Source organism: Candidatus Kerfeldbacteria bacterium (assembly GCA_016214565.1).
In the GTDB taxonomy this organism is placed as follows: Bacteria; Patescibacteriota; Patescibacteriia; order UBA10025; family JAHIVO01; genus JAXDBW01.
The window spans coordinates 215977-240517 of sequence record JACROE010000002.1; the positions used below are offsets into that span (position 1 = coordinate 215977).

Here is a 24541-nt window from a genome sequence, read left to right on the forward strand (position 1 = left end):
AACAAAAAGCGCTCTGGAATATCCAGAACGCTTCTTGTTTTTAATATCCGAAGATACTAGTCAGCAGTGATACCACAGCCAATAGCACCAGTCGTGTAATCATCATCATTCGTACCATCACCTTTCAACCAGTAATAATGTCCTGTGGCAGCTGGAGACTCCAACTGTGCATACAGGATATAGAACGGCGCGGTGAGACCACCGTTACATGCTTGGTAGCGGTAGTGCCGAGTCGTATCCTGAGGATCATCCGGAACTCGAGTAATGTAGGTCGGCGCTAATGCGCTCAAAGCTACGTTAGCAATACCACTCGTTGCCGGGTAGGTGCTGCCGTAATCGTCTGAGTACAGTACTAAACCAGTACGAATCTGACCAAGGTCAGATTTACGTGTGGCGTCACGGGCTTTTTCCCGGGCGCCATTTAAGGCTACCAAACCGATCGTTGCCAAAATACCGATGATGGCAATAACGACCAATAACTCAATAAGGGTAAAACCTTTTCGTTTCATGTCTTCACCCCCTTTCTATATAGTGGCAAAGACATGCAATATGCTTCCGCGTTCTGCGAAATATCACAGATCACGGATCCGCCTGACCCGTGCTCTTCACAGAGCAACGAAAGCGGATACCACATGTCTAGGAAACCACTTGGGATACTATTAGTTTCTTAGATTGAAACTGATAATTGAATGTGCCGTACGACAAGCTGATGCAAATCCTGTGTATAGAATAAATCAATAATATCACATTTCGTACGTATTGTCAACTAAAACTACGTAAAAAGCCAGCGTCTATTAGCTTAAATAGTACTGGACAGGTTATACAGTGGCAGAATAATGGCAGAAACCAAGAAACCGACGGCCACACCGATAGCAATCATAATAATTGGCTCGATTGCCGTTGTTAAATTCCCCAGAGAATTCTCCAATTCCCGCTGATAAAAGTCAGCGATTTTCTCCAAAATTTTATCCAATTGACCCGACTGCTCACCCACGCTCATCATTTGCGACAACATCAACGGCACGTCCTTATTCTGGACAAAAACGGTCGTGATTGAAGCGCCGCCTTCAACCTTTTTAATGGTTTCCCGAGTTAAATCATGATACAGGGTATTCCCCACTACATCAGCTACGATATCCAAAGATTTGGTTAAGGGTACGCCTGAGGTCAGCAGCGTCGACAATGACCGAGCAAATCGCGTCAAATACAATCGGCTAAACAGCGCCCCAACCAAAGGTAGCCGAATTTTTACTTTATCAATTACCCGTTTGCCTGCTGGAGTTTTATTATACCAACGGAATAAAATGACTGCGCCGATCGCCAATAAAATAATAAGCCACCAAAATCCACGCAAAAAATCACTGATACCAATGAAGATGATAGTGGTCAGCGGCAAATCAACATCCGCTCCTTCAAAAATTGAAGTGATCTGCGGCAGCACAAAAATCATCATCATCGCTCCGACTAAAATAAGAGCGCTCACAATAAACGAAGGGTAAATCAATGCGCCGCGCGTTTTTGCTTTCAGGTCATAATCTTTTTCTTGTTGATCGGCCAAATAAACAAGAATTTCATCCAGTCGCCCAGTCGTTTCCGCTGAACGCACCATCTGAATAAAGAAGTTTGAAAACACGCGAGGATATTTCCCCAGGGCCTGAGATAATTTAGCGCCACCATCAACTTCGTCAGCGACATCAGACAGCACTGATTTTAGCTTGACGCTGTTTGTTTGTGCCACCATAACTTTCAGCGCGCGCACAATTGGCACGTTTGATGAAATCATCACCGACAACTGCCGAGCAAAAACTACGATGTCCTTCGAACTGACCCCCGATCCAAATGACAGTCCTGAAAATAATTGCCGGGATTTCCGCTCCTTCAGCGATACGATAAATAAGCGCTTATCGCGTAACATGCCATACGCAATATTTTCCGACGGCGCCACTACGACGCCATCTACTGTTTGCCCTTCGATTGTACGCGCTTTATACGCAAATTCCGACATGGGTAAAAATTATTTTTTCGTTTTGCTAATAATTGATTTCACTTTTTCCACCACTTCCGCTGGCATAAAATGCGCTTTGATCAAATAATCCACCGCACCAATTGCCAGGCCTTTCTGCACATCCTCTTGCTGTCCGAGATTGGTCAGCATCAAAACCGGAATATTCTTTGTTTTTGGGTCGCTTTTGAGATTTTTTAGCACGTCAAACCCGCTCATTTTCGGCAAAATGACATCGAGCAAAATAATGTCCGGCTTGATTGATTGCGCTTGTTCAAGTCCCGCCTCCCCGTCACCTGCCAAAACCACTTCAAAATCTTCAAGGTTCATCTTGGTAACGTACATGCCGGCTAAAAATGCATCATCCTCAACCAGTAATATTTTTGTTTTGGAGTTGGCCATATGACTATTTTTTAGTTGCGCTTAATACTTCACTAAATGACGTTTTGCGTTCCAGAGCCTTCATAATGCCGTCCTGTGCCATCACGACCATATTTTGGCGGAGAGCGGTCTCGCGGATAGCGTCAATCGTAGGATTACTCACAATAATATTCTTCATCTCATCATTGACCTCAATAATTTCATTAATCAAAATACGTCCTTTGTAGCCAGTGTTTTCGCAGCGGACGCAGCCCTTGCCTTCATAAAATTTGAATTCCGGCTTCTCCACGCCGAGATGGCGTTTATAGGCTTCTGGCGGGATGCCCATCATTTGCTTCTCTACCTCTTTCATTAATTCAGCGGGAAGCGCCACTTCTTCTTGGCAGTACTGACATAACCGACGCACCAAGCGCTGAGCCACCACTGTTGAAAGTGAAGCCGTGATCAAGAATGGTTCAATTTTCATATCAATCATGCGGGGAATCGCGCCAAATGAATCATTGGTGTGTAGTGTGGATAAAACTAAATGTCCCGTCAGCGAAGCGTGCACGGCTAATTCAGCAGTTTCACTATCACGAATTTCACCGACCATGATCACATCCGGATCTTGGCGCAAAATAGAGCGCAATCCAGCGGCAAAGGTCAGTCCAACATCAGGGTTGATTTGCGACTGATTCACCCCTTCGATGTAATACTCAACCGGATCCTCTAGGGTCACGATATTAATTGCCTCGTCATTCAATATAGTTAACAACGCTGACAAAGTGGTGGATTTACCCGAACCAGTCGGCCCGGTGAGTAAAATCATACCCACGCTTTTTTCTGTAGCGCGTTTCATCAAGTCTAATGATCGTCCCTCAAACCCCAATTTTTCTAAATCAAGCACCACCGCCGCACGATCCAAAATACGCATCACGACTTTTTCATTGGCAAAGAGTGGCAGCGTCGAAACGCGATAATCAATAATACGCCCACCCCACTCCGTACGGAACCGGCCGTCCTGTGGCACCCGCGTTTCATCCAGCTTCAAATTGCACATAACTTTAATCCGAGCCACGATAGAATTATGAACATACCGCGGTAATACCAACGATGTGTGCAGCACGCCATCAACTCGATACCGCACGCGCGTCTCATTTTCCACCGGCTCGATGTGAATATCAGATGCATTGCCTTCGACCGCGTGCTTCAAAATAACATTCACCATCTTAGACACAGGCGCGCTCTTGACCACCTCCTCCATTCCCTTTTCCTTCGTTAGCGCCTGCTCCAACATATCCTCGTCGCCATCCTTCTGCTCGGTACTTGCGAGCGCCTCTTCGACTTCAGCGCCGAGCGTTGCATATTGTTTAAACGCTTGGCGGAAACCTGCATCAGAAATCAAAAAATAATTTAATTTGTACCCATTTTCTCGTGCAATAAATTCTATGGCTTCAATCGCCTTGAAGTCTCCCGGATTAACCATGGCGACCGAAACCGTGTTCCCCTCTTTTGCGAAGGCAACCACGTGATAATTCTCGGATAATTCGCGAGGGATCAAATTCAAAACTGATTGGGAAATTGTTTTCCCAAATAAATCAATATAGGTAACCCCTAATAATTGCGATCGACCACGCGCCACATCCTCCTCAGAAACAAATCCGCGCTGGAGCAATTCAGCGATAATCGACTCGTCATCCGTGGCGTGCTCGCGGACACTGGCTAATTTGTCAGCAGGTAACTGTACTTGCTGAGTGACAACATCAACAATTGATTGAGCTGGGGATTGAAAATTTTGATTCAATTGATCATCCATATTCAGCGGCTCGCTTAGAAATTGATTGGCTCAAAAGGATTAGCGTGATACGGCACGCTCACGAGTTCGCGTGTCGATTCATTTCCCTCAGCATCGACTGCAGTAACCGTGTAATAATACGGCGTATTCGGCTGGATTGACGTATCGCTAAATGAATATTTGTCGCTATCGGCTCCGCTGCCCCCCTGAGGAGCACCCTCCACTAGTACACTGCCGAGCTGACCGCTTATTGCAGAACGATAAATTCGCACTAAGGCAACGTCACTTGGATCTAATAATTGCCAGGTGATGGTCAATGAATCGTCGTTTGAGGTTACCGCCACATTGGTGGGACTCGCGGGTGGAACTTCATCAGTCGCGATAGCTGCTATATTAGACGAGTACGGTGATGTATCACCTTCAGCATTTGCCATGCGCACTACGTAATAATATCGAACAAAATTTTCCACCGTTGTATCTCGGTAATTAAGTTCCGCGGATGCATCGGATGTTTCCAGTGTAGCGATTAATTCTCCCCTATCAGACGTATTTTGCGATCGATAAATCTGCGCTGACGTAAAATTAACAAACGCCGGATTTTTCCATGAGATAATAAGCGTATTACCAACGCCGGGATTTTCTATGTGCACATTGGTGGGGGGCAAGGGTACACTCAAATCAAGAGCGACACCGCTGTATTGATCGGCATATCCCTCGTGCGGTTTGCGTGATAAGCCATTTAACTGGGAATCAGAAAAAATATCCTCCTCAAACTTCGGCACGCTTACCTGAGGCATGGTACTGACCACTCCCGTCGGTGATACCTGCTGCTGGCTGGGCGCCGCTGCGTAAAATTGGCTGTAGACGAAATATCCACCACCCAGCACAATCACGAGTAGCGCGATAATGAGATTGACAGTTCGTTTATTGAGGCTGTGTTTCTGAATCAACATATAATATTATTGATAGTACAGCGTAAGGTTGAGCGTATAGTTTGTCTGATCTGGATCGTATGCCAATGAGGTTAATTCAAGCAGCGGCAATTGCGTGCTCACCGCATCCAAAAAACTTTTCATTTTTGAGTAGCTGGTAACATTTTGCACTCCCAGAGATATGTTAAGTGTCTTAATTGCTGCCTTGGCCGCTTTTTTGGAGCCGTCCGGTATGCTTAATGGGCCGCTATCAATACTAACTAATGATAATTCATTATCTGCGACGAAATCCTTCAGTTCAATCATAATTTGCGGGATTTCTGACTCATGGGGTAGGACTGACTGCAGCTGAGCAATCTGTGCGTGAGTGACCGCCCGATAGCGAGTTTCGAGATCCTCGAGCCGCTCAAGGGTAATCCGGCGCTGATTAAGCGCTTCGAGCTGTGTATTCAAATCAACCACGCCCGCTTCCTGAATATCGGTCACAATACGCTGGACAAAAAAGAGATAACCCAATCCCAATATCAGCACCACGCAGCCGATGACGACAAAAATAAAGTACCTGCTAAAAATATAAGCTATTCGACGTTTGAGTAATTTCGATTTCATAAGGTCGGTGAGAAATAAAAGATGGCTGGCTGAACCGTCAATTCGACGGTGAAGGTCACTGGCGTGTCCCCGACTCGAGCAGCCGGAGTCGCGCTCCCTATCGCCGAAGTCGCGGTTGTGTTTGTTGATTCGGCCAGGGTTCCAGTAAAAGCAATCCCGGAAACCGTGACGTCAGAAACAAATGACTGAGCCTTTTCAAATACCATAAGCTGCTTAATCGCGGCGTCATAATTACGGCCAACCGCTTGCAGTGTTACGGTGCCATTTACATCAGCAGACATTGAGGTGAAATACACGTCAGGACTGGTTGCCCGCTCCAATTCTGAAAAGAATGATGACCAATACACGTGCTTATCCAGCAGTGTGGAAACATTATCAATCTGTACGCGCAATTCATTAATCTCATTAAGCATTTTCTCGTATGACCGTATTTGAATATCCGCAATGACGATCTGGTTATTCATTTTATTTATCTCGGTAGTAATCGAATTGTAATACCAGTTTGCCCAGAGCCACCCGCCAAAAACGACGCCCACGGCCACTACAATAAATGTTGCCAGCATCATCACCCGCGAAATCGAAATTTCTTGTTCAAGCGATTCTTCGGGTACTAGGTTGACTTCCCAATTCGTGCCAAGCGGTGCGCCAGCGCCCAAACCAGCCTGAGCCTGTAGCGTGTGAGAGGCCGCTGCTGGCCGATGAAATAATTCCTTGAACCATTGCAGCAAACGCATCCACCCCGAGAGCTGCTGTTTTTTTGGCTCAGCCTGGGTCATGGGTTGCGCTTCAGTCATGCGCATAGCTTCGTTTGTTGCGTGTTTTTTCTTCGGCACTGCCTGCACTATCGGAATTGTCGGGGCTGGCGGAACCACGGGCATTGCCGGCACAGCCGGTTTGGCAACTGACGGAATTGGTACACTCGAAACTACCGGCTTCGAAAATTTAATCGCCGGAGCTGGAGAAGGTGTCGTGGGCGCAATAACCGTTGGACGTACCGGTTGAATTACTTTTGGCGTTGGAGCAATGATTGGCGATGAAACTGCCGCAGCTTTGAAACGGACTGACAAGGCGGGCTCAACCGGTGTGGGCATTGCCTCTATTTCTGTTGCCGCAGGTTTTACCACTGCCGGCTTCTCTGCTCGCGCAAACAACCCACGTAACCAATGCAATAATCGAGTAAAGAATGATCCCTGATGGGTAGACTTGCTCAAACCAGCAACAGTCGTCACCGTAATCACGTCTCCATGACGATGCTGATCATCCACGGGCTGTGATACTTCCCTTTCTGAACGTACGGGCGAGTATTTAGGAAACCGTTCGCCCAGTGGCTGGGTTGGTACAGCGGGCGCAACTGGAGCCGACTGACGCCGCATAAAGCGCGCCAAAAATCCACCCGAATCTTTTGGTAATGGATGGGGCGTTACAACTGGTTTCGCCGCTGGTTTCACATATGTGATTACCTTCTTTTCAGGTAGAGCGGGTGCCGCTCGATATACAATATGCTCCTCAATATTCACTTTGCGCTCGGGTAAACGAACTGCTGTTTCGTCAGCAACTTGTTTTTTTGGTCGAGAAAAAGCACCCTTAAAAAATGTCAAAACACCTGCCCGCTTCACGCTTGATCGCGATTTTTCGCTATGCGTGGGGCCAGTCATGACAATGGTTTGTTCGCGGGATTGTTTTTCGGTTTTTGCTTTTGCTTTTTCCTCGCTAGGGAGGAGATTGATCGCCATAGTTTTGCCTCCTTTTGTTTTTTGTTTTGTGGGGTACGTGCTTTGGCGAGATGCACGGATACAACCAAGACCCTCATATCAGGGTGCTCGGCTTTTTTATTCAGGCAAATAATAGTTTTTCCCTATATTTACCTTAATATACATATATTTTAGCACATTTAAAAACTAAAGTCAAGCACCTCTGACCTTAAAATGCATAATTCAAATTATTGCAACTCTCGCATGGCCAAACCGATAGCAACGGACATGCGCGGACCCAATTCACGTAATAATGAATCAATTTCAACCGGATGCACCACGCGCGCCCAAGGATCGCCCACAAACGACCGAATGTTGAAGCTTTCTTGAATATACTGGGTTATGTTACCGAGAAAAGCCGAACCGCCAGTTAACACAACTTTTGAAATCGGCTGTTTATTCTGATTTCGGTAAATATTAGTAATATATCGAATTTCATTCATGATAGCGTTGATCACGTATTTCACTTGCTTTGGCAATTGGTCAAGCGGCTGATTAGCCATTGAAATAGTGAGATCACGCTTCATTTGCTCAGCCTGTTCATACGAAACCTGCATCGAATCCACAATCGCCTGGGTGATACTTTTCCCTCCGAGGTCAATACTCCGATTCAAGATAGGCACGCCGTCAGCATAAATGATAATACTCGTCGCTCCGCCGCCGATATCAATGACCATGATGGGATTGTGATCATTCCCTACCAGCGAGCGCTCGATAGCGAATGATTCTGTTTCCAAACCAACTAATCGGAGGCCAACGTCTTTAAAAAGGGCAACGTAATTATTTACTAAATTTTTGGGAGCGGCGGTTAAGAGAACCTTCAGATTTGGTTTTGAGTCTCCTCCAATAATACTCCGCTTATCAACGGTATCTTTCGCTGAAGCCCCTTTATCCGTTGGATTTGTGTTCGGGACATTCAATCCTGCAGTATTTATCTCTTTCTCTTTCTTCCTCTTTTTGTCCTCTTGCTTACCATCGTCGCCAGGCATGCCGCCTAATACCTCCCAATCCAAAATCATTTCCTCTAAGGGAATAGGTACAAATTTCTTCGCTTCCCATCGCACCGCTGAAATCAAATCCTTCTTATTCATGGCGGGTAGACTGATGATCGAACTGAATACGCTAAAGCTTGGCAGTGCCGCTACCGCATTTTCTGTGGATACCTTGGCGCGCTTCAGCAACTCACGCAAATGCTCAGCGATTGCCGCCCGCGCTTCTTTCGTATCATCCTTCACGATATTGTATGTCTCATCAATAAAACCATACGTCACCAGCTGAGGGCGATTCTGCTCTAACTGCAATTCAACAATCTTAATACTGGATCCTCCTAAATCGATTCCGACGTAACTTTGTTTTTTTGCCATAGGTAATTAATGTATAATGTAAAATCTATAATGCATAATCTATGTTCAGAAAATTATACATCATACATTACTCATTATTAAATACTTTAGGGAACAACGCGCTGATAAAGTGGCAACGCTCGAGTGAAGTCAGCTAAGCCCGGCGGCGTATTGGCCACGACTCTACCATCATACACAATCTGCTCCGCACCTTCAAGGTTTTTGGTATAGGTACGATCAAAATTATAACCGCTGGCGATGAAGAGCCCTGACACATACAACGGCGTCTGATAGTCAATATGCAGCTGACTCGTGGCTGGATTAATAGGTCGCGTTTCATTGAGCGCGGCAAATGTTTCATTGCCACCGCGGCGCAGACGAATGCCAATGTGATTTCCTACGGTGTAGCCAGCGCGGTCAATCCAGGATTGAATGAGCGATGTGCTATCGGTCAGCCAATGGACACTCCCTGTTCCCCAGGCCCCGGCGGCTACATCTTCTGCCACTTCTGATACATCCTGAGTCATCGCGTATTCAAATGGATTTGCTCCAATTACCGGCATATCATCTGCCTCAAGCAATCCTTGGCGGAGCTCAAACGGTGCACTTGAACTATTGCAATCATTTCCCTGTACGCGCAGATGAGACTCAACGATTTGGGCATTATCGGGCACCTGGGTAAAGCCCGACTGCGGCGCGAAACGTAAGTAAACTCGATTGGGATTATTCAGATACCAGCCCACGCTCTGACACGGCGAATTCGAACTCCAGCTACCGCCGGTACCCCAGGCAGCAGCATCATCGTCAAATGGGTCAGCTGCCACATCAGCCAATGTATAAATGGTCCGCTGAGGGGCATACTCAATAACCAGCACGGGCGCGGCTAAACTCAAATGGTCCTGCGACGCGAATGTCTTGAATTGGTTGGTAGTGGCCTGTCCTTCGTGCAAAACCAAACCAATATAATTCGTGGGGGCATACGCCTCATCATTCAAGAATCGTTTTACCAATGAGGTGATATCGGGACTATCGTGGGAATCAACCGTATTCCACGCAGTAGTATCATAGGTAACGCTGTTCGATACAACTGAATCAAACAGTGGCAGATTAGGAGTATTGGTAAAATTAACCCCGCCAACATTGTTTGAATCCATGAGATAAATACGGCCGGTGAAATCCCCTCCGCTGGTAAGCCCAGTCGAATCAAATCGCAAGTAAGCACGGCGAATCTCGGCTCCCGCCGGTACATCGGGCATTTGATAACGAAGGAACGTGCGAATTGCCTGTCCCGATGCATTGACGCCAAATGAAGCCGTCGTGCTCGTCGGCGTATTAGCGCCGGTCGATAATACCGTCGTGTCATCAGGTGATACGGCAACCGTATACGCCACCGGATTTTTACGCCCCGTACTGATGATGCCGGATGCAACGCCATCATCAGGATCGCGATCGATCGCCACATACACGCCAGCTAAAGTGTCAACTAATGAATTTACGGTAATATTGCCCCGCACAATAAACGCGGCTGACGGCATTTCACTTAAATCAGTAAGCGCCGTATTGTCATAGGTTATTGCCGCATTGATCTCGAGATCACCGTCAATAACGATTAACCCATTGCCAGTCGTACCACCCGCACCTTTCGTAATCGTCATTGCCGAATTAATCACCGCGTTACCATTGACATAGTAAACCTCTCCGTTCAGAACCGGCGCCGTGCCCAGACGCGATCCGTTGGCCAAGTCGCCTGCGGTTAACACATTTAAATCATGGCCAAAACGATTCTTCGCACCACCAACGTCGGTAATCAATGAGTCGATATCGAGTCGAGACAGCACCTTTTCACCAAACGGCAATCCAGCACCGGTCACCAAGGGATTCAATCCCGGCTCTTGTAATTGGCTGGTTGGTAAGCCAGTCTGAGATGAAGCATAATTCCCTGGGATCCCCTGGATGTCTCCATTGGCCTGAATCAAATAGGTGGCCGTGTATTGGCTTGACCCAGCTGGCGGTGGAGCCAGCGTCACATTTTCACCAGAGTACACATCACCAAATGACGTCCGAATATACGGGATGCCCAATAACGCGCTGGCTGGGATGAATTCAATCCAGCCGACTCCGCTGAGGATAGCCCCTCCGCTTAATTTTGTATACAAAACATTTGAAGATGCGCAGCGGTAGGTGCCAGGCGCTGTCGAAACCTCGAGACATACGGGATCCTCGCCACCACAATCCGCATCGCCATTGGCGGGATTGCATGCGGTGGCGCTGTAGTGCAGCTCATTCCAGGCAATATGCGGATTTGCATTTCGATCCAGTGCTAGACTTGGGCTCGTCGAAGAATCCGCAGTCACCCCGGCTGTTAACTGAGGATCATCATAATTCTGCATGCCACCCTCAATCCCATAATCCCCCGTAGCAGTAACCCAGGCTCCCTGGCCACCATTTGATTCTTGGTCCCAATACCGATATCGAACATCAGGAACCGCGGGAGGCTCGGTATCATCAGCCCAAGTAATATGCGGTTGGTCATCAGCATCAATCGCCAAAGTTGGCGCCCCGCCCATCTGAGCATGGCGCTGGGTTTCTCCCGTGACTACACCATTAACCAATATATTAGTCATCGCTGTACTTCCGCTGACCGTTACCCAATTAGTCCCGTTCCACGTCCGATACAGTACGAACTGTGGATCGCGCCAGACGATACCCGGCCGTCCTGCCGATGTCAGGGCGATGTCCGGATCCTGCCCATTGATAGTGACAATCTCATCTAATGCATCAACGCCTGCGTTCACCTGCAGATTAGTTGTGTTGGTTTGACCACTGGCGGTTACCCAATTCACACCATTCCAAGTGCGATAATTAATCTGCGCACCATTAACCCAGACAATATGGGGGATAGCTGGGGTTGATTGGGTAACGGTAAGTTTTGGGAACCATTCGGGAATTGATCCAGCAAGACTATTACTGACTTGAATATCATCAACTCCGCCGTCGGGATCAATCCAGACCCCACCTGATTTCCAACGATAATACACTTCAGCCGTATTACCATTGCCAAAACGATACACCACATGAGGATTCGATCCCGCGTCCAGGGCGAGGTCAGGCATGCCGCCATTATCTATCTTTTCCGGAGTCGTCCAATTTCCTCCTGCATCATCATAATAGGAGAAAAATACTTCCCCATTTTGATCGTACGTGCCTCCTTGCTGCCAAACAATATATGGCCTATCTCCACTTAATTGGAGCGATGGCCAAAATGCGTCCACGCCATTGATATTGCTCACATTCAGACGTGATGATTGAGGATCGGTCGTGCCTGGCACATACGCAGTTCCATTTGCCGTCTCCCATTCACCAGCCTTGAGCCGAGCATAATAAATTTGATACGAGTTATTAGTACTATTATATTCACTCCAGGCCATATGTGGATCCCCGATGGAATCAACCACCAGTGAAGGCGAGCCGTAATTATCCCCCTGATCGCTCGCCGCCCGACCTGAGGCGGTCACGCGGACATGCGGCAACCAAACTGAATTATTGTGCGTCTGCGGGATGAGTGAAGCTTGCCAGCCCCATCCAAACAATGTGTAGAGGGATACGTCCGTTGGATTTACATCAGGGTCGCCCAGGAATTGCTGGGAATCTATCTCGGTGCCGGATAATGTGTATCGACCGGAACGAGTCGCCCCATCATCGTACGTACCACCCAGGCGAATCCAGCCCCAATCATCATAGCCCAGCGCTTCCCCTTCTGACTTCAGGGACATGATACGCGCCCATCCGGTAACTTCTCGAGTGATACCGCTGAAGCTGGCAGTGGCAATTGCCTTGCACTGCTCATCAGCGCCCGTGGGAGCGTAATCAGGACAGTCACTCTGCGTAGCGCATGTCTCGAAGACGCATGATTCACCGGCCAGACAATCGGTATCGGCCACGCACGCACCAATGCCATCGGAACACACGCCATACCGCTGGCCAGACGATCCGGCTTGGTCATAGCAATACCCATAGCCGTGCCCGCTCGAAGTAGCTTGCGCGACTTTTACCAGATTGCCACCGCCACTGAGAAGGCCCGAGGTCGTGACCGTCCAAATCGCATTATTTCGATACATAATCTGAGAACCCATGACATAATCACGTGAAGAAACTTTATAACTATTAACCAGTGTCATAGTAGAGGCCTCATACTGGAAAATTCGAGCTTGGGAATTGCTGCACCCGCCACCGACCGAACTACAAGCCGCCCGCTGACAATAATTTCCCGCTCCACTGCATTGATAATCAAAATCACAGACAGCTCCACCGATAGCGCAGGTTCCTTCACTTCCCTGGGCGCTACACAGAATCGTCGCATCATTATTACAATTACCTAGTCCCGTATGTGCCGTCATCCAGAGATAACGGCCGTCATAGGCAATGCCCTGCGGATACTGGGGATGATCAAATTCTATCGTATCAATTATCGAACCGGCGACTGGGTCAATAATCATTACCGCGCCAATGCCAAACTGACCTCGTGGATGACTTGACGACGCAGTCAGCGGTACATACAAACTGGCATTAACCCGCACCACGTCATAATACGCAAAGGCATAACCCGATGGCAACGGGATGGATTGAATCGTTCCGGTATTCAAGTCGAGACGCGCGATGGATGTTTCATAAACATGGCCTGTCCACAATGAATGAGTGGTCACATCAATATTTGCATCTACGGGACGACGACCAGTGCCCCAATGCGTACCAGCAACGGCAATGCATGCCGCCTCAGTGGCATAGGCTGAATTAGAACAGCGACCACAGCGACGCGGCGCACCACCTGCCGGGAGGCCAGTATCACAATGGACTTCAGTATTGGTCGCGGGATCTATGCGTGATATTGAACCCCACCAATTGCCACCAGCGCCACCGCCGCCAGCTTCCTGATTAATAACATAAATATCTCCGGAGGTTGGATCATAATCAATACCTTCGGGATTGCATTGTGGGTCAGTATCGTGCGCGTCAGCACAGCTCACCAGATTGATGGTTGCTTCCACCGCCAAGGTCGTCGGATTTATGCGATACACCTGATTAGTCCCGTACGCGGTCACCCACACCGCAGTGCCATCAAACGCCGCATCCAGCGGACGCAACCCACCGATGGCCTTCAGGTCGACATACCCAACCGTGGTCATATCACTGACGCGTACTTTCAATACGCCATGATCAGCATTAGCCGGTGAATTAGACCAGTCCGTCCCCAGCGTAATCCAGTAATACGGACCTCCGGCGGTCACGCTGTCATAAGCAAATTTATGCAGGAAACCGGGACGGGGTTGTTTCACGTCATTCCAGGAGGCTGCCCAGTCAGTGGTCTGGGGCGGCGTACCAGCGCTTTCCACACATGTAGCTCCTTTACAATCAAAACTATCCGCGCACGCCTGCTGGGTATTATTAGCACAGACATTGGTATTAAATGTAATCCAACCGACACCCGCTTCGCCATATCCCGCATCCCAGAATCGGTAGTGCACATTCCAGTCGTTTGGCGTGAGACCATCGGACTCGCTCCACAGCAGATACGGATCTCCCTCCCCATCAATGTCAAACGCCAGGCCACGGATATCAAATCCGGTGCGTCGAGCCGCTTCGAGATTGGCATCATTATTTCCTCCGCCGTATGCGCCACTGGTAGTTATCCAGGCACCGGCGCCGCTATTTGCGGCCGGATCATAATTACGATACCGAATAATCTGAGGATTGCCAGATTCATACCCCATCACATGCGGATGACGTTGACGATCAACCTTCAGATCAATGGCAGACACGTTTCCACCTACGCCGGGATTATACGTCGCGCTAGTATCTGCGGGCACGGTGCCGTCAGCCGCTGCCCAGGCTGAACCATTCCAGGTAATATACCGCGCGCCACTCGTCGTTGCCCAGGCAATATGCGGCGTAACATTCCGGTCAAGCACAATCTTTGGACTTTTAACTCCGGTCGTAGCGCCATTGACGGCAACCTCAGCAGACCAGGCGCTACCATTCCAATATCGATACAGTACTTGATTAGCCGCGTCACCCCACACCACATACGGATAGCCTGTGGTGGGATCAACGGCTAATGACGGCTGATGATCAGTAGATGTCGTATTGGCAATATCATCGAAATCCGGACCGCCATTTGGCCGTACCCAATCAGCGCCACCCCACTCGGTATAGTAGACATCATAGGTGCCACCGACTTTCGATTTCTTGAAGGCGATATGCGCCTGATTGAGTGCATCGATGGCAATCGAGGGATACAAATCATCGAGGTTCCCCGTGATCACGTTCGTGGATACGTCAATTTTTTCATTCGTGGCATTCGTCGTGCCAGGCCGATACACAGTGCCCGTCGGCGCTACCCAAGCGCCAAATCCATTCTGCGCTTCCGGATTCCAGCGGAGATACCAAATATGATAATAATCTGAAATACCAGCCACCTTCTCGGCCCAGGCAATATGGGGATTCGCATTTTCATCAAACACCAGCGTTGGTTGCATTGAATCAAGGCTGGTCTGAGAAATATTATCCGCTCCCAGCGCACCGGCAGCCGTCACCCACTCGCGACCATTCCATCGCTGGTAGAAAATATCTTTGGTATTGCCCGCACTCGGCCAAGCCTCTGCCCACACCCGATGCACCCGGCCAAATGCGTCAATAACAATGTTCTTATCCGATGAATTCGCACTATTGGTCTGCGCCGGCTTATTCGTATTCACTGTCTCGACGGTGCTCCACTGCTCCTCGGGGATGCTCCGACCGGATGAGGACCAGGCATACCCGGTCACTGGATTGACGTCGCGCGTTTCCTCGAACATGGTATTGACCCCCCAGTCCTCGGAAGTGCCACAACTAAAGCCAAATCCCGTGAGATTATACAGATTGAGGCAGTTCGTGGAAATCCAGCCAAGATTTGATGACCAGGCCCAACCCACGATGTTATTCCGCACTAAGAATAGAGTGGCCTTAGGCCCAAATGATGTTTCAATGCAGGTATTCCCTGCCACGCATCCGCTGGCAACAATGGTCGGACCGTCGCCGTTGCGGGCTTTCATGGCAAAATCATATTTACTCGAGGGATCCAGCGCTACATCAATACCATTATTACTGCCCCACTGGCTATAGGTCGCCCAGATGCCTGAGCTGTCGCCTGAGGCACACTGGAAATTACCGCCTGACATATCAATACTCCCATCAGTCCGGGCGTATCGCTCATACTCAACATTACCATTACTATCATATTTAGTGACGCACAGAGCGTATTGGGTTTCTGGAATGCCGGCACCACCCTGAGGATTGCCATCGGTAGTGCGGACGGTTACATTTGCCGAGGTGCCTGACTCTGCCCGAACTAATATCGGCGCAGCTGGAATAGCCGCTAGCGTATAGCGGCAGGTCACGCCAGCGCCGGGAACAAATGAATTAATATCCCCGGTACCATTGACCAGGCGATCGGCATTCGCGGAACGCGCCTGGTAGCAGTAATTCCGATTGGCTGACAAACCACTATCCGTGACACTATTGGAAGTAATATATTGAGTCGTATGGTTGCTAAATCCAGCCTCACCACCACCGCCTGGTGCTGATGGATTATTTTCAAACGAAATTCCTGAGTTCGGCGTAGTCAGATTATTAAATGTGCTACCACTCGAATTCGCCATCACTGAAATCTGGTTAGTCTGAACATCGGTAAACGAAATCGAACCAACCGTCTCAATCGACGTATAGGCTCCAATGCTCCCCGTTAACGGATTACTTCTACCCAGGCGGCCTCGACTGTCACGGGCGCGCACCGAAATAGTGCATCGTTGATTTGCATCACTTGTACCGGCATTGCCATCATTGCTCGAATGGATATAATTTGTCCCCGCGGTATTGAAGGCAAGCGGCGTACTCCGACAATATTGATTATAGGTACCCGTATAATCAACCACCGGCGCGCCACCGACAGGCGCATTCCACAGCCAGCGCAGACTATTAGTCGTTTGACTGTCGTGATTCGGCGTTTGGTACGTAATTTCACACGGCGGAAGCGTATCAGATGGTGGAATAAAAAGTAGCAACGGAGTGACCTCACTGCTAGAATTGCGCACCTCTACCTTATAATACTGATAGGTATGAGAAAGTGAACACGCCACCCAAGAATTGATAATGTTATCATTAAATGTTTTGACGGTACTGCCGATCCATCTTTTTGTTTCCCAGGGTAGCGCTGTCCAGGTCCCCCCTTCACAATCGTCTGCAAATGGACGGGTACAATACGACACTCGATACGAGGTGGTGTCGCTTGGATTTTCCGGCGATTGCTCGGTGATAGTGACCGCACAATAATAATCATCGGTATCGTCATCTACGCCATCCACATGATTACATGCCACGGTAACATTGGGCTGGGCAGCATAGGTCCGCACCGGTCCGCCCGAACCTGACCACTGACCACACCGCTCCACATTTCCGTTACTGGCATTACCATTATCGCACCCCCGCACCGTAACCGTATACTGTTGATTTGGGCTGAGATTAGACTGTGTCCATGGATCATTCCCCGCCGGAGTGATATTCGGATATAAAATAGAACTCTGAAAATCAACCTGATACAGCCCCTCGGTGTCACGCGTATACGGAGCCGTCCAATCCCATTTGATATAGTTATGACCTTTGTTTGGATTGCATACTAAAATTGAACACAGCACTGGTGCGCTAGGTGCACACGGTGGCAGTGTATCATCCTTGACTGCTGAAGCGGCAGAATTTGTGGTTGAGGCATTATTGCCAGTCATTGAGGCATACACCCGAAAATAGAGCCGTGTGTTTGTGGCATTGGTGCAGCTTAAATTTTTAAACCGAACCGTCTGTCCATTCTGAAACGTTTGCGACCAATTCTGAGCATTATAAGTACCCAGTGCGCCACCGGGAATATACCCCTGAACATCAGTCCAGGCCGACGCACCATCATATGACCGCTGCACTTTATAGAAGTATGGCGGCGAAGGATTTACCGTATCGCGGATAGTGACATCACAATAATACCCATCAGTCGTGTTGTAATTGCACACCACGTCCGGTGTGGCAGGAGTATTCAGCGGTGTGCAATACTGCGCGGTATTGGACCAAACTGATGATGCGCTCTCACCAATCACACCAGTCGAATTTTTCGATTGCGCCCGAAAATCGTAACACGTCGCCGCGCTTAAACCAGTAAGCGTTATTCCAGTTGCTCCCCCCCAGGTCGTATCAGTCGCCCACTGGGCAGTACCAAATCGCGTACTACCGCCAGCCGAAGAAAAGTATTGCCAGCTTCCGCCCTGAAATATCTGCATCGCATACTGGGTACTACTCGGATTCAGCCAGGGCGAGGTGGTGGGCGCATTCTGTGGAGTCGTATTCAATGCTATCTGAAAAGAAGTACTGGTGTTATTGGCGCTCGCGGGATTGCTCGGGGCAGATGGAGTACGCGCTCGAGTATAAATGTCCACGTAATTGGTAATGTCCGGATCATTAACCGTATTATTTCTTGTGTTCTGTGAAAAAGTTCCTGCCGCGTAGTATGCATTCGGCTTCAAATACGCAAACGCAGAATACTCCCCTGAGGCGTAAAATGGCGTTAGTAACGGGATATTTATCCACTGATTGAACGTGAGGCAGCGAGCCTGACCGCCCGAGGATCCATTAGCTACCCAATCGCGAGTGCCGATCACGCCATCAGGAAAATTCGTATAAACGGTACTATTAGCCGAGGGTGGATCATCAACGTACCGGATATCGGCAGTTGGCGAATAATTCCAGCTGGGAGAAAAAGCAAATGTGATTAAGCCAATACAATACCTGGTCGGCTCCGGATCAGAGGCAAAATACGATCGCTGATTGGTATATTCATCACCGACCCCCGCCGCCGGCCAAATTTTAATCGATGACCACGTTTCAGAGGTTACCGAGGGTGGATGGATAGCCTTCGCCGCATATGTATAGTCATCTTGTACATTACTATAATTTGAAATATAACTGCCGGGTGCCTCCAAACGCTGTACCCGGGCGCGATACCAGACGTGCTTATCTGAGTACTGTGTCAGACTCGTGCTGGTCTGCAGATTGTCAGTGATGGTACAAATACCCGTCGTGCCGGCTTTTGAAGTGGTAGTACAATTATAGGTAACACCCGTGGTACAAGTGCCCGACCCCCCCGTCGTCAACGTAGTACAGATTTCGGTCCACGGTCCAGTCGATGAGGTCAGCGACCGCTCCAGACGAAAATTCGTCTCATCATCAAAATCATCATCAATGTCTATCTCCAGAGTTGAAATACTACTGTCGGATTGGGGATCAACCCGGCTGATTACCGGACGCGGGAAATAAACGATCTCCAGCCAGGCGTACGGCTGGGTAAGCGGCGTTGTCTGCACCTCAGTACCGGTCCGCACACCCCAATTTGGTCCATAAAATATCTCACTGGGAATATCCAGCTGAAATTGAGTAAGCGCTAAAGCACCCACCAAACCCAGCGAACTTAATTCGACATCAATAATACGCGTGCAGTTTGCTGGGGCGGCAACACAGTTCTGAGTGGCGCTCGTTGGCAGTCCGGTGGTGTTAATCAACCCCTCATTGGTCATACTGGAGGTCAGCGCCCAGAGTGCGGAAGGATTGCTTACTGATGTCCATTTGTCCGCACCAGAATAGACCGTGACGTTATTCCCCTCGGTAAATGTTTGCTCGCCAGCCACGCCGCCAGTGCGGTACATATTGAGATACAATCGTGCTCCCTGGACCTGCGCATCATCAAAGCCTGACCCACCCGGCTGGTTCGCATCGCCCGTGTAGAAACTTAGGATTTGACGATACTCCCAGCGGGTATCCGGGCATGAGCTACAGCTCTGGGGCGGGCCCTGCGCTCGAGTCCCCGTCAGCCAATATGCACCAGTGGGCGTGCCATTAAAAGTATAAGTATGGACAACCGGAGACGATGGGTACGCATATGAATCCTGAAGCTGGCCGTACAATCCAAATGCCTGTGTGCCAAAATACGAATTATCAATAACCAGTGGATACCGGGCATGCGCCAGCCAATCCTCGCCACTCGGGCTGATCACTTTCGATATTTCATATACTCGCTCATCAATCTGCGTGATGCGATAAGCAATGTCATAACTGGCCCCCGGATCGGTTTCTGCTAATTCATACATGACGGGGGCAGGAGAAATAAAGACCACGTGCTTGGTTGTCGTATCATGAAAAGTAATCGAACCATCCGGTTCTAATTTTGGATACAAGCCGGTTAATACCAACTGCTGGGTCAAGGACGGCAGTGTCGCAGCAGTCGTGGCTGAGTCCACAATCAGCTCCTCAATGAGCTTCCCTTTCCCCACTGAATACCGCGCATCAATGCCAGGATATATATCAGCATAGGTGACCTGGTCCCCGATCGCAGTCCAGACGCTATCCTGAGCACCTCGATAGGTAGTCTCGATCCGCCGTTTGCCATCCGGACTCTGGTACACAATAAAATTACTACTGCTAACATCATTTTTAAAATACGCTTTCTGAATATTGGTAGTATTTTCAAATGCATACTCGGGTTGCGCCGCGGGCACCAGCGCGGTATCAATCGGTGCATACTCTCCGGGGTTAGGCGTCAGGTATTGCACTGGCTCCGGAGAAAACATAACCGATGCAGTGCCGTCTTCATGAAGTACGGGGTCACTTTTATAACTCACATATTCGAAACCAGACTGATCAAATATCGATTCAGGATTGACGGCGCTATGCTGCTGATCCTTAACCAGTATGTGATACCAGCCTAATAAACCGGCCAAGCCAATACTACCGACCAGTGCGGCAATAAATAATATTCGTATAGTGATGTAATGAGAACGGGACATCATTGGGGTAGCGGATAACTAATCTCCAGATGGGGTTCAACGGTCGGAACATTCCCAATCACGTATGCTCCGGAAAATTTTCCATCAGTCACTGGAACAGCCGTGGTTGTCAATGCAATACTCAGCAGTAGGTGAACCCGAGCGCCAGCAATCACTGATTCGGAAAGCGGCACTGATGTTATACACGCCGCACTATCGGTCCGACAGATTGTGGTTGTTTTCGGATTGTCTGTCGGGAATGCCGCCAAGCTAATCCGGTCAAGCAATGTACCTCCAGTCGAAGCAAGTCGAGTAACTATACTAGGCAAGACTTGATCATATACACTCGCAATCGGTTGAATTGTCGCATCTGATAGAGGCGCCTCTTCACTGCTGACCTGACCGGATTGATGCAGCCCCAGTACCAGTCGGACAAGGGGTGCTCCCTCACCAGCAAACGTGTTGAGCGCATCACCAACATTAACGAATGAGAGTAAACTGACAAATGAAAGTGATGGTGCAGCACGCAGTAACCCATTGTCATCGGGTAACCGATAAGCACCAATTTTATATTTTTGTGCACGTGTATCTAATTGCGGCGCAGACGAATTAATGCGCCAAACTTGGCCAGTCACTGGCGTCGAGTACGGCGAACGATATTGATGTTCCAAAACAACTGGGCGGCTAACGAGCGATATCCATTCGGCTCCCGCCTCGCCCAGCGAATATTGAAGCGCGTCCTGCGCATAGGTAAGCCGCACATCGGTAGTCAATTCCCCTGACTGGAGATCAAGCTCCTCATCGGTCATAGGAATAAATAGCGTTGGTGAGATCGTAGAAAAAACAAGCTCGTGAGTATCGGCATCCTGCAACATGCCCTGTGCATCTCCCAGTCTACCCCAGGATAATCCATTCAGGGCTAATCGTGGCTGCCAGGACCATGTCTCAACGGTAGGATTATGAAATATTGTCTGTTCAATCAAAACATCATGGTCAAGGCGAAACTCAACATCAGTTTCTGGAGCGACCCCCTGATAGCGCACGACTGCGTCACTCAGCTCCCAAGCGCCAGCTTGAGCCTGAGGATATTGGATAGTGAAAGATCGCCCTTCGGTAACCTCAACCGTCACTGATGGCACTCCTTGATCGATCCAAAAACGCGTAGAAAAAATATTAGCAGTATTCACAAAACCACCCTCTGATTCAATCCAGGACGAGTCAATAGGCACTAGCGACCCTTCAGTTGTACGGTATTGCATAGCAAATGGATACACGGATCGTATAAATGTGCCTGAGGAACTCTCTTGATCAATATAATTCTTCCCGGCCTCCAGCATCGTGTGATCCAAAATAATAGCCTGGGATGACTGAGCATTATTCAATGCTCCATCATATAGCAAATAATACCAACCGATGAAGCCGAGTAAAAGCACAGCCAGAACTATCAGAAAAACGTAGTGTATTTTAGAAAATGAAATCATAATCCGCGACACGTTATCTGGCTAATTTTGCTATTACTATCCAGGGTAACACTGGCGACAAACTGACCATCAGGACAATCGGCAATACCGCCAGTTACGGGCACCGACGCGGTTAGACTTGACCAGGTATTACCGACCGTTTCAATGTCTGCCCCTATCCGTAGGTCACCTGATGCGCAGGCACCACCCGCCAAATCACTACAGGCACCATTATTGGTACACGGTCGATTATAGTATACCGCTCCCCCCGCTTTACAATAACCATTTTTCAGGGTCAATGATCCGGAGATGCGCATATGTCCTGCCTGCGTCTGATTGATGACGCTGCATGTTTCTGCTGTCGGACAATGCCAATCATACAGACACTGCCGGGTTGTCGTGATTGAACACGTGCCTGTGGTATGAGCAAATTGGACGACAGTACTGAGATCCGGATGGTCAGTCGTACCGGTTATAAAAACTTTCGTCAGCTTTAGAGGGCGAGTGCCACCCGCATTACAATTTGCATCGCAGGCTGAGAGCGACCAGAGATTGGCTCCATCAAAAACTAATGATGAATCCCAATAATTGGTCGAGAGTACCTCCCCAAATTCTTTCATCTCATCAGTTGCCACAGAAATCCGCAGCAGGCTCGCTTTGTTAATCCCACCCTGGGTACCCGCTAACCAGAGATACTGCCCATCGAATTCCATGGCCACTCGATAGGATGCTAATTCCTTTGGATACCCTGCCATAATCATACCATCGGACACGCGAACTTTTGAAATTGATTTCGGACCAGCGACGCTACTATTTGATATGACCCACATATAGATCCCATCAAAATACATTTTCCACGGATTAGCTACGCCTGTTGCGTAGCGTGCCGTCACCGCGCCTGTGGCTGGATCTATTTTAATTAAATTATTCGGATTCAATCGGCATGATCCTGATACGCACGAAGCATCAACCCGACACGAATCAAAAGTTGTCGGCGCGGTCGAGCCGCACAGCGCCGGAGTGATTACCCATATAGCATTATCGCCAAAAGTGATATCAGCCGGCTTCATAAAGAAGCCATCACTATTGAGGCGATTCAGGTTCGTGCCGGTGCCATGCGTCCCAATCGGATACGTTCCAATCACTTGGCAATTACGATCAACCTTACTCACATCTCCACCCAGCCAATTAGCCGTCCAAATATATGGCTCGCCTGCTTCGGTAGCGATGGTCATCCGGGCTGGGTTGTCACCCCAGGTAGCGCCATTCGGCCGACTTGAGTCAGAGGTGACACAGCGAGCGATCGTTTGCCCACTATGCGGATCAAACTTGAGTACAGAATTATCGCCCGTGCCGGTGCTTGTTATCCAGAGATACTGCCCGTCATACTCCATAGCGCTGGGTGTGGCAGCGGCGCCCTGAACACGATAGCTGGCAATCCGCGCACCATCAGAGACACGAATCTTGAATACATTATTACCCGCGGCATCAGGCATAATATTACTGGCCCACACATACGCCCCATCAAATGCGAGACTGGGTTGATAGGCACCCTGGATAGCTCCATCTGAAACAGAATAATAACCAATCCGCTTCGCCTGCACAAAAGGTATGCGCGAGGATTGGATATACGTCGCCACAAATCGATCGGCAATCAATTCGGCTCTGGCGCCCAAACGACCATTAAAATACCCTGCCCACCCGTCAGCGGTATTAGTTCCCGCTACCGCTGGTGCCGTAAGCGATTGAGTCGTCGCATATATACCAGTACCGCTGACGCTTTCACCGCGCACACCGACATTTGCCGAGCTTTCACCGCGGATCGCCCAACCCGTGGGCATATCAATAATGCCATAGATGCCGGCTTGACCAGTGGCTCCCGCGTCACCATAAATACCAACACTATCAACGCTATAGGCACGAACTGCCGATCCTGATGTCGGCGTATTTACATCTCCAATTTGCACCGTCCCCTCATCAACCACTACCCGATACCCAGCGGCCGGAGTCAGAGTACCAATGCCCAGCCAATTTACTAATGCATCAACAAATAGCGTATCGGTATCAACAGTCAGTTTATCAGCAAAGACCGACGGTGTGGCTAGGTGTATTCCAGTACCGCGCACATCAAGAGCGCGTAATGGATCAAAATTAAGCGACGTCTGTTCGTTCGGATTATAGCTCGGGTCAAGCAGCAGATCGCCAGCCTTCGCCTGATTTTCAGCACCCGTCGTCAGTGGTGCCGGGAATTCTTGTTGTGGCGGGGGAATCGACGGCTCGCGCCACTCAGCACCGACAGGCGTGCTCCACAACAAACCAAAGCTCAGCATTAAAATAACCACGCCCAAAAGGCTATACAACTGAGTTTGATTCTTTTTAAATAAATTACCCATGATAATGA

At 49.0% G+C, this 24541-nt stretch carries 11 protein-coding genes; all 11 read right to left on the reverse strand.

The features are described from left to right. Positions 1-56 precede the first annotated feature (56 nt). The 11 genes from HZC01_01175 to HZC01_01225 all read right to left on the reverse strand — a co-directional run bounded on the left by HZC01_01175 (position 57) and on the right by HZC01_01225 (position 24533). Positions 57-509: a type II secretion system protein gene (locus HZC01_01175; GenBank protein MBI5037309.1), complete on the reverse strand. Its 453-nt coding sequence runs from the start codon at positions 507-509 to the stop codon at positions 57-59. Positions 510-799: 290 nt separating this feature from the next. Next, complete coding sequence (locus HZC01_01180; GenBank protein MBI5037310.1) at positions 800-2005, reverse strand: type II secretion system F family protein; 1206 nt, start codon at positions 2003-2005, stop codon at positions 800-802. Between the two features lie 9 nt (positions 2006-2014). After that, complete coding sequence (locus HZC01_01185; GenBank protein ID MBI5037311.1) at positions 2015-2404, reverse strand: response regulator; 390 nt, start codon at positions 2402-2404, stop codon at positions 2015-2017. Between the two features lie 4 nt (positions 2405-2408). Then, a complete protein-coding gene (locus HZC01_01190; GenBank protein MBI5037312.1) occupies positions 2409-4178 on the reverse strand; it encodes a type II/IV secretion system protein in 1770 nt (589 codons plus the stop codon). 14 nt (positions 4179-4192) lie between these two features. Then, entirely contained in the window at positions 4193-5110 is a 918-nt protein-coding gene (locus HZC01_01195; protein ID MBI5037313.1) for a hypothetical protein, read from the reverse strand. Positions 5111-5116: 6 nt separating this feature from the next. Further along, positions 5117-5698, reverse strand: a complete 582-nt coding sequence (locus HZC01_01200) for a hypothetical protein (protein MBI5037314.1) — start codon at positions 5696-5698, stop codon at positions 5117-5119. Continuing rightward, on the reverse strand, positions 5695-7431 hold the full coding sequence (locus HZC01_01205; protein MBI5037315.1) for a hypothetical protein: 1737 nt from the start codon (positions 7429-7431) through the stop codon (positions 5695-5697). The genes HZC01_01200 and HZC01_01205 overlap by 4 nt, the downstream gene beginning before the upstream one ends. 206 nt (positions 7432-7637) lie before the next feature. Then, complete coding sequence (pilM, locus tag HZC01_01210) at positions 7638-8813, reverse strand: pilus assembly protein PilM (protein ID MBI5037316.1); 1176 nt, start codon at positions 8811-8813, stop codon at positions 7638-7640. Positions 8814-8899: 86 nt separating this feature from the next. Further along, complete coding sequence (locus HZC01_01215) at positions 8900-20704, reverse strand: hypothetical protein (GenBank protein ID MBI5037317.1); 11805 nt, start codon at positions 20702-20704, stop codon at positions 8900-8902. Next, on the reverse strand, positions 20701-22161 hold the full coding sequence (locus HZC01_01220) for a hypothetical protein (GenBank protein MBI5037318.1): 1461 nt from the start codon (positions 22159-22161) through the stop codon (positions 20701-20703). Before HZC01_01220 ends, HZC01_01215 begins: the two co-directional genes overlap by 4 nt. Further along, positions 22158-24533: a hypothetical protein gene (locus tag HZC01_01225; GenBank protein ID MBI5037319.1), complete on the reverse strand. Its 2376-nt coding sequence runs from the start codon at positions 24531-24533 to the stop codon at positions 22158-22160. Before HZC01_01225 ends, HZC01_01220 begins: the two co-directional genes overlap by 4 nt. Between the last annotated feature and the right edge of the window lie 8 nt (positions 24534-24541).

Bases quoted from the DNA above. Each gene is read 5' to 3' on its own strand.
- HZC01_01200 (MBI5037314.1), bottom strand. From the start codon at position 5,698: ATGAAATCGAAATTACTCAAACGTCGAATAGCTTATATTTTTAGCAGG.
- HZC01_01180 (MBI5037310.1), bottom strand. From the start codon at position 2,005: ATGTCGGAATTTGCGTATAAAGCGCGTACAATCGAAGGGCAAACAGTA.
- HZC01_01185 (MBI5037311.1), bottom strand. From the start codon at position 2,404: ATGGCCAACTCCAAAACAAAAATATTACTGGTTGAGGATGATGCATTT.
- HZC01_01215 (MBI5037317.1), bottom strand. From the start codon at position 20,704: ATGATGTCCCGTTCTCATTACATCACTATACGAATATTATTTATTGCC.
- HZC01_01225 (MBI5037319.1), bottom strand. From the start codon at position 24,533: ATGGGTAATTTATTTAAAAAGAATCAAACTCAGTTGTATAGCCTTTTG.
- HZC01_01220 (MBI5037318.1), bottom strand. From the start codon at position 22,161: ATGATTTCATTTTCTAAAATACACTACGTTTTTCTGATAGTTCTGGCT.
- HZC01_01195 (MBI5037313.1), bottom strand. From the start codon at position 5,110: ATGTTGATTCAGAAACACAGCCTCAATAAACGAACTGTCAATCTCATT.
- pilM (MBI5037316.1), bottom strand. From the start codon at position 8,813: ATGGCAAAAAAACAAAGTTACGTCGGAATCGATTTAGGAGGATCCAGT.
- HZC01_01205 (MBI5037315.1), bottom strand. From the start codon at position 7,431: ATGGCGATCAATCTCCTCCCTAGCGAGGAAAAAGCAAAAGCAAAAACC.
- HZC01_01175 (MBI5037309.1), bottom strand. From the start codon at position 509: ATGAAACGAAAAGGTTTTACCCTTATTGAGTTATTGGTCGTTATTGCC.
- HZC01_01190 (MBI5037312.1), bottom strand. From the start codon at position 4,178: ATGGATGATCAATTGAATCAAAATTTTCAATCCCCAGCTCAATCAATT.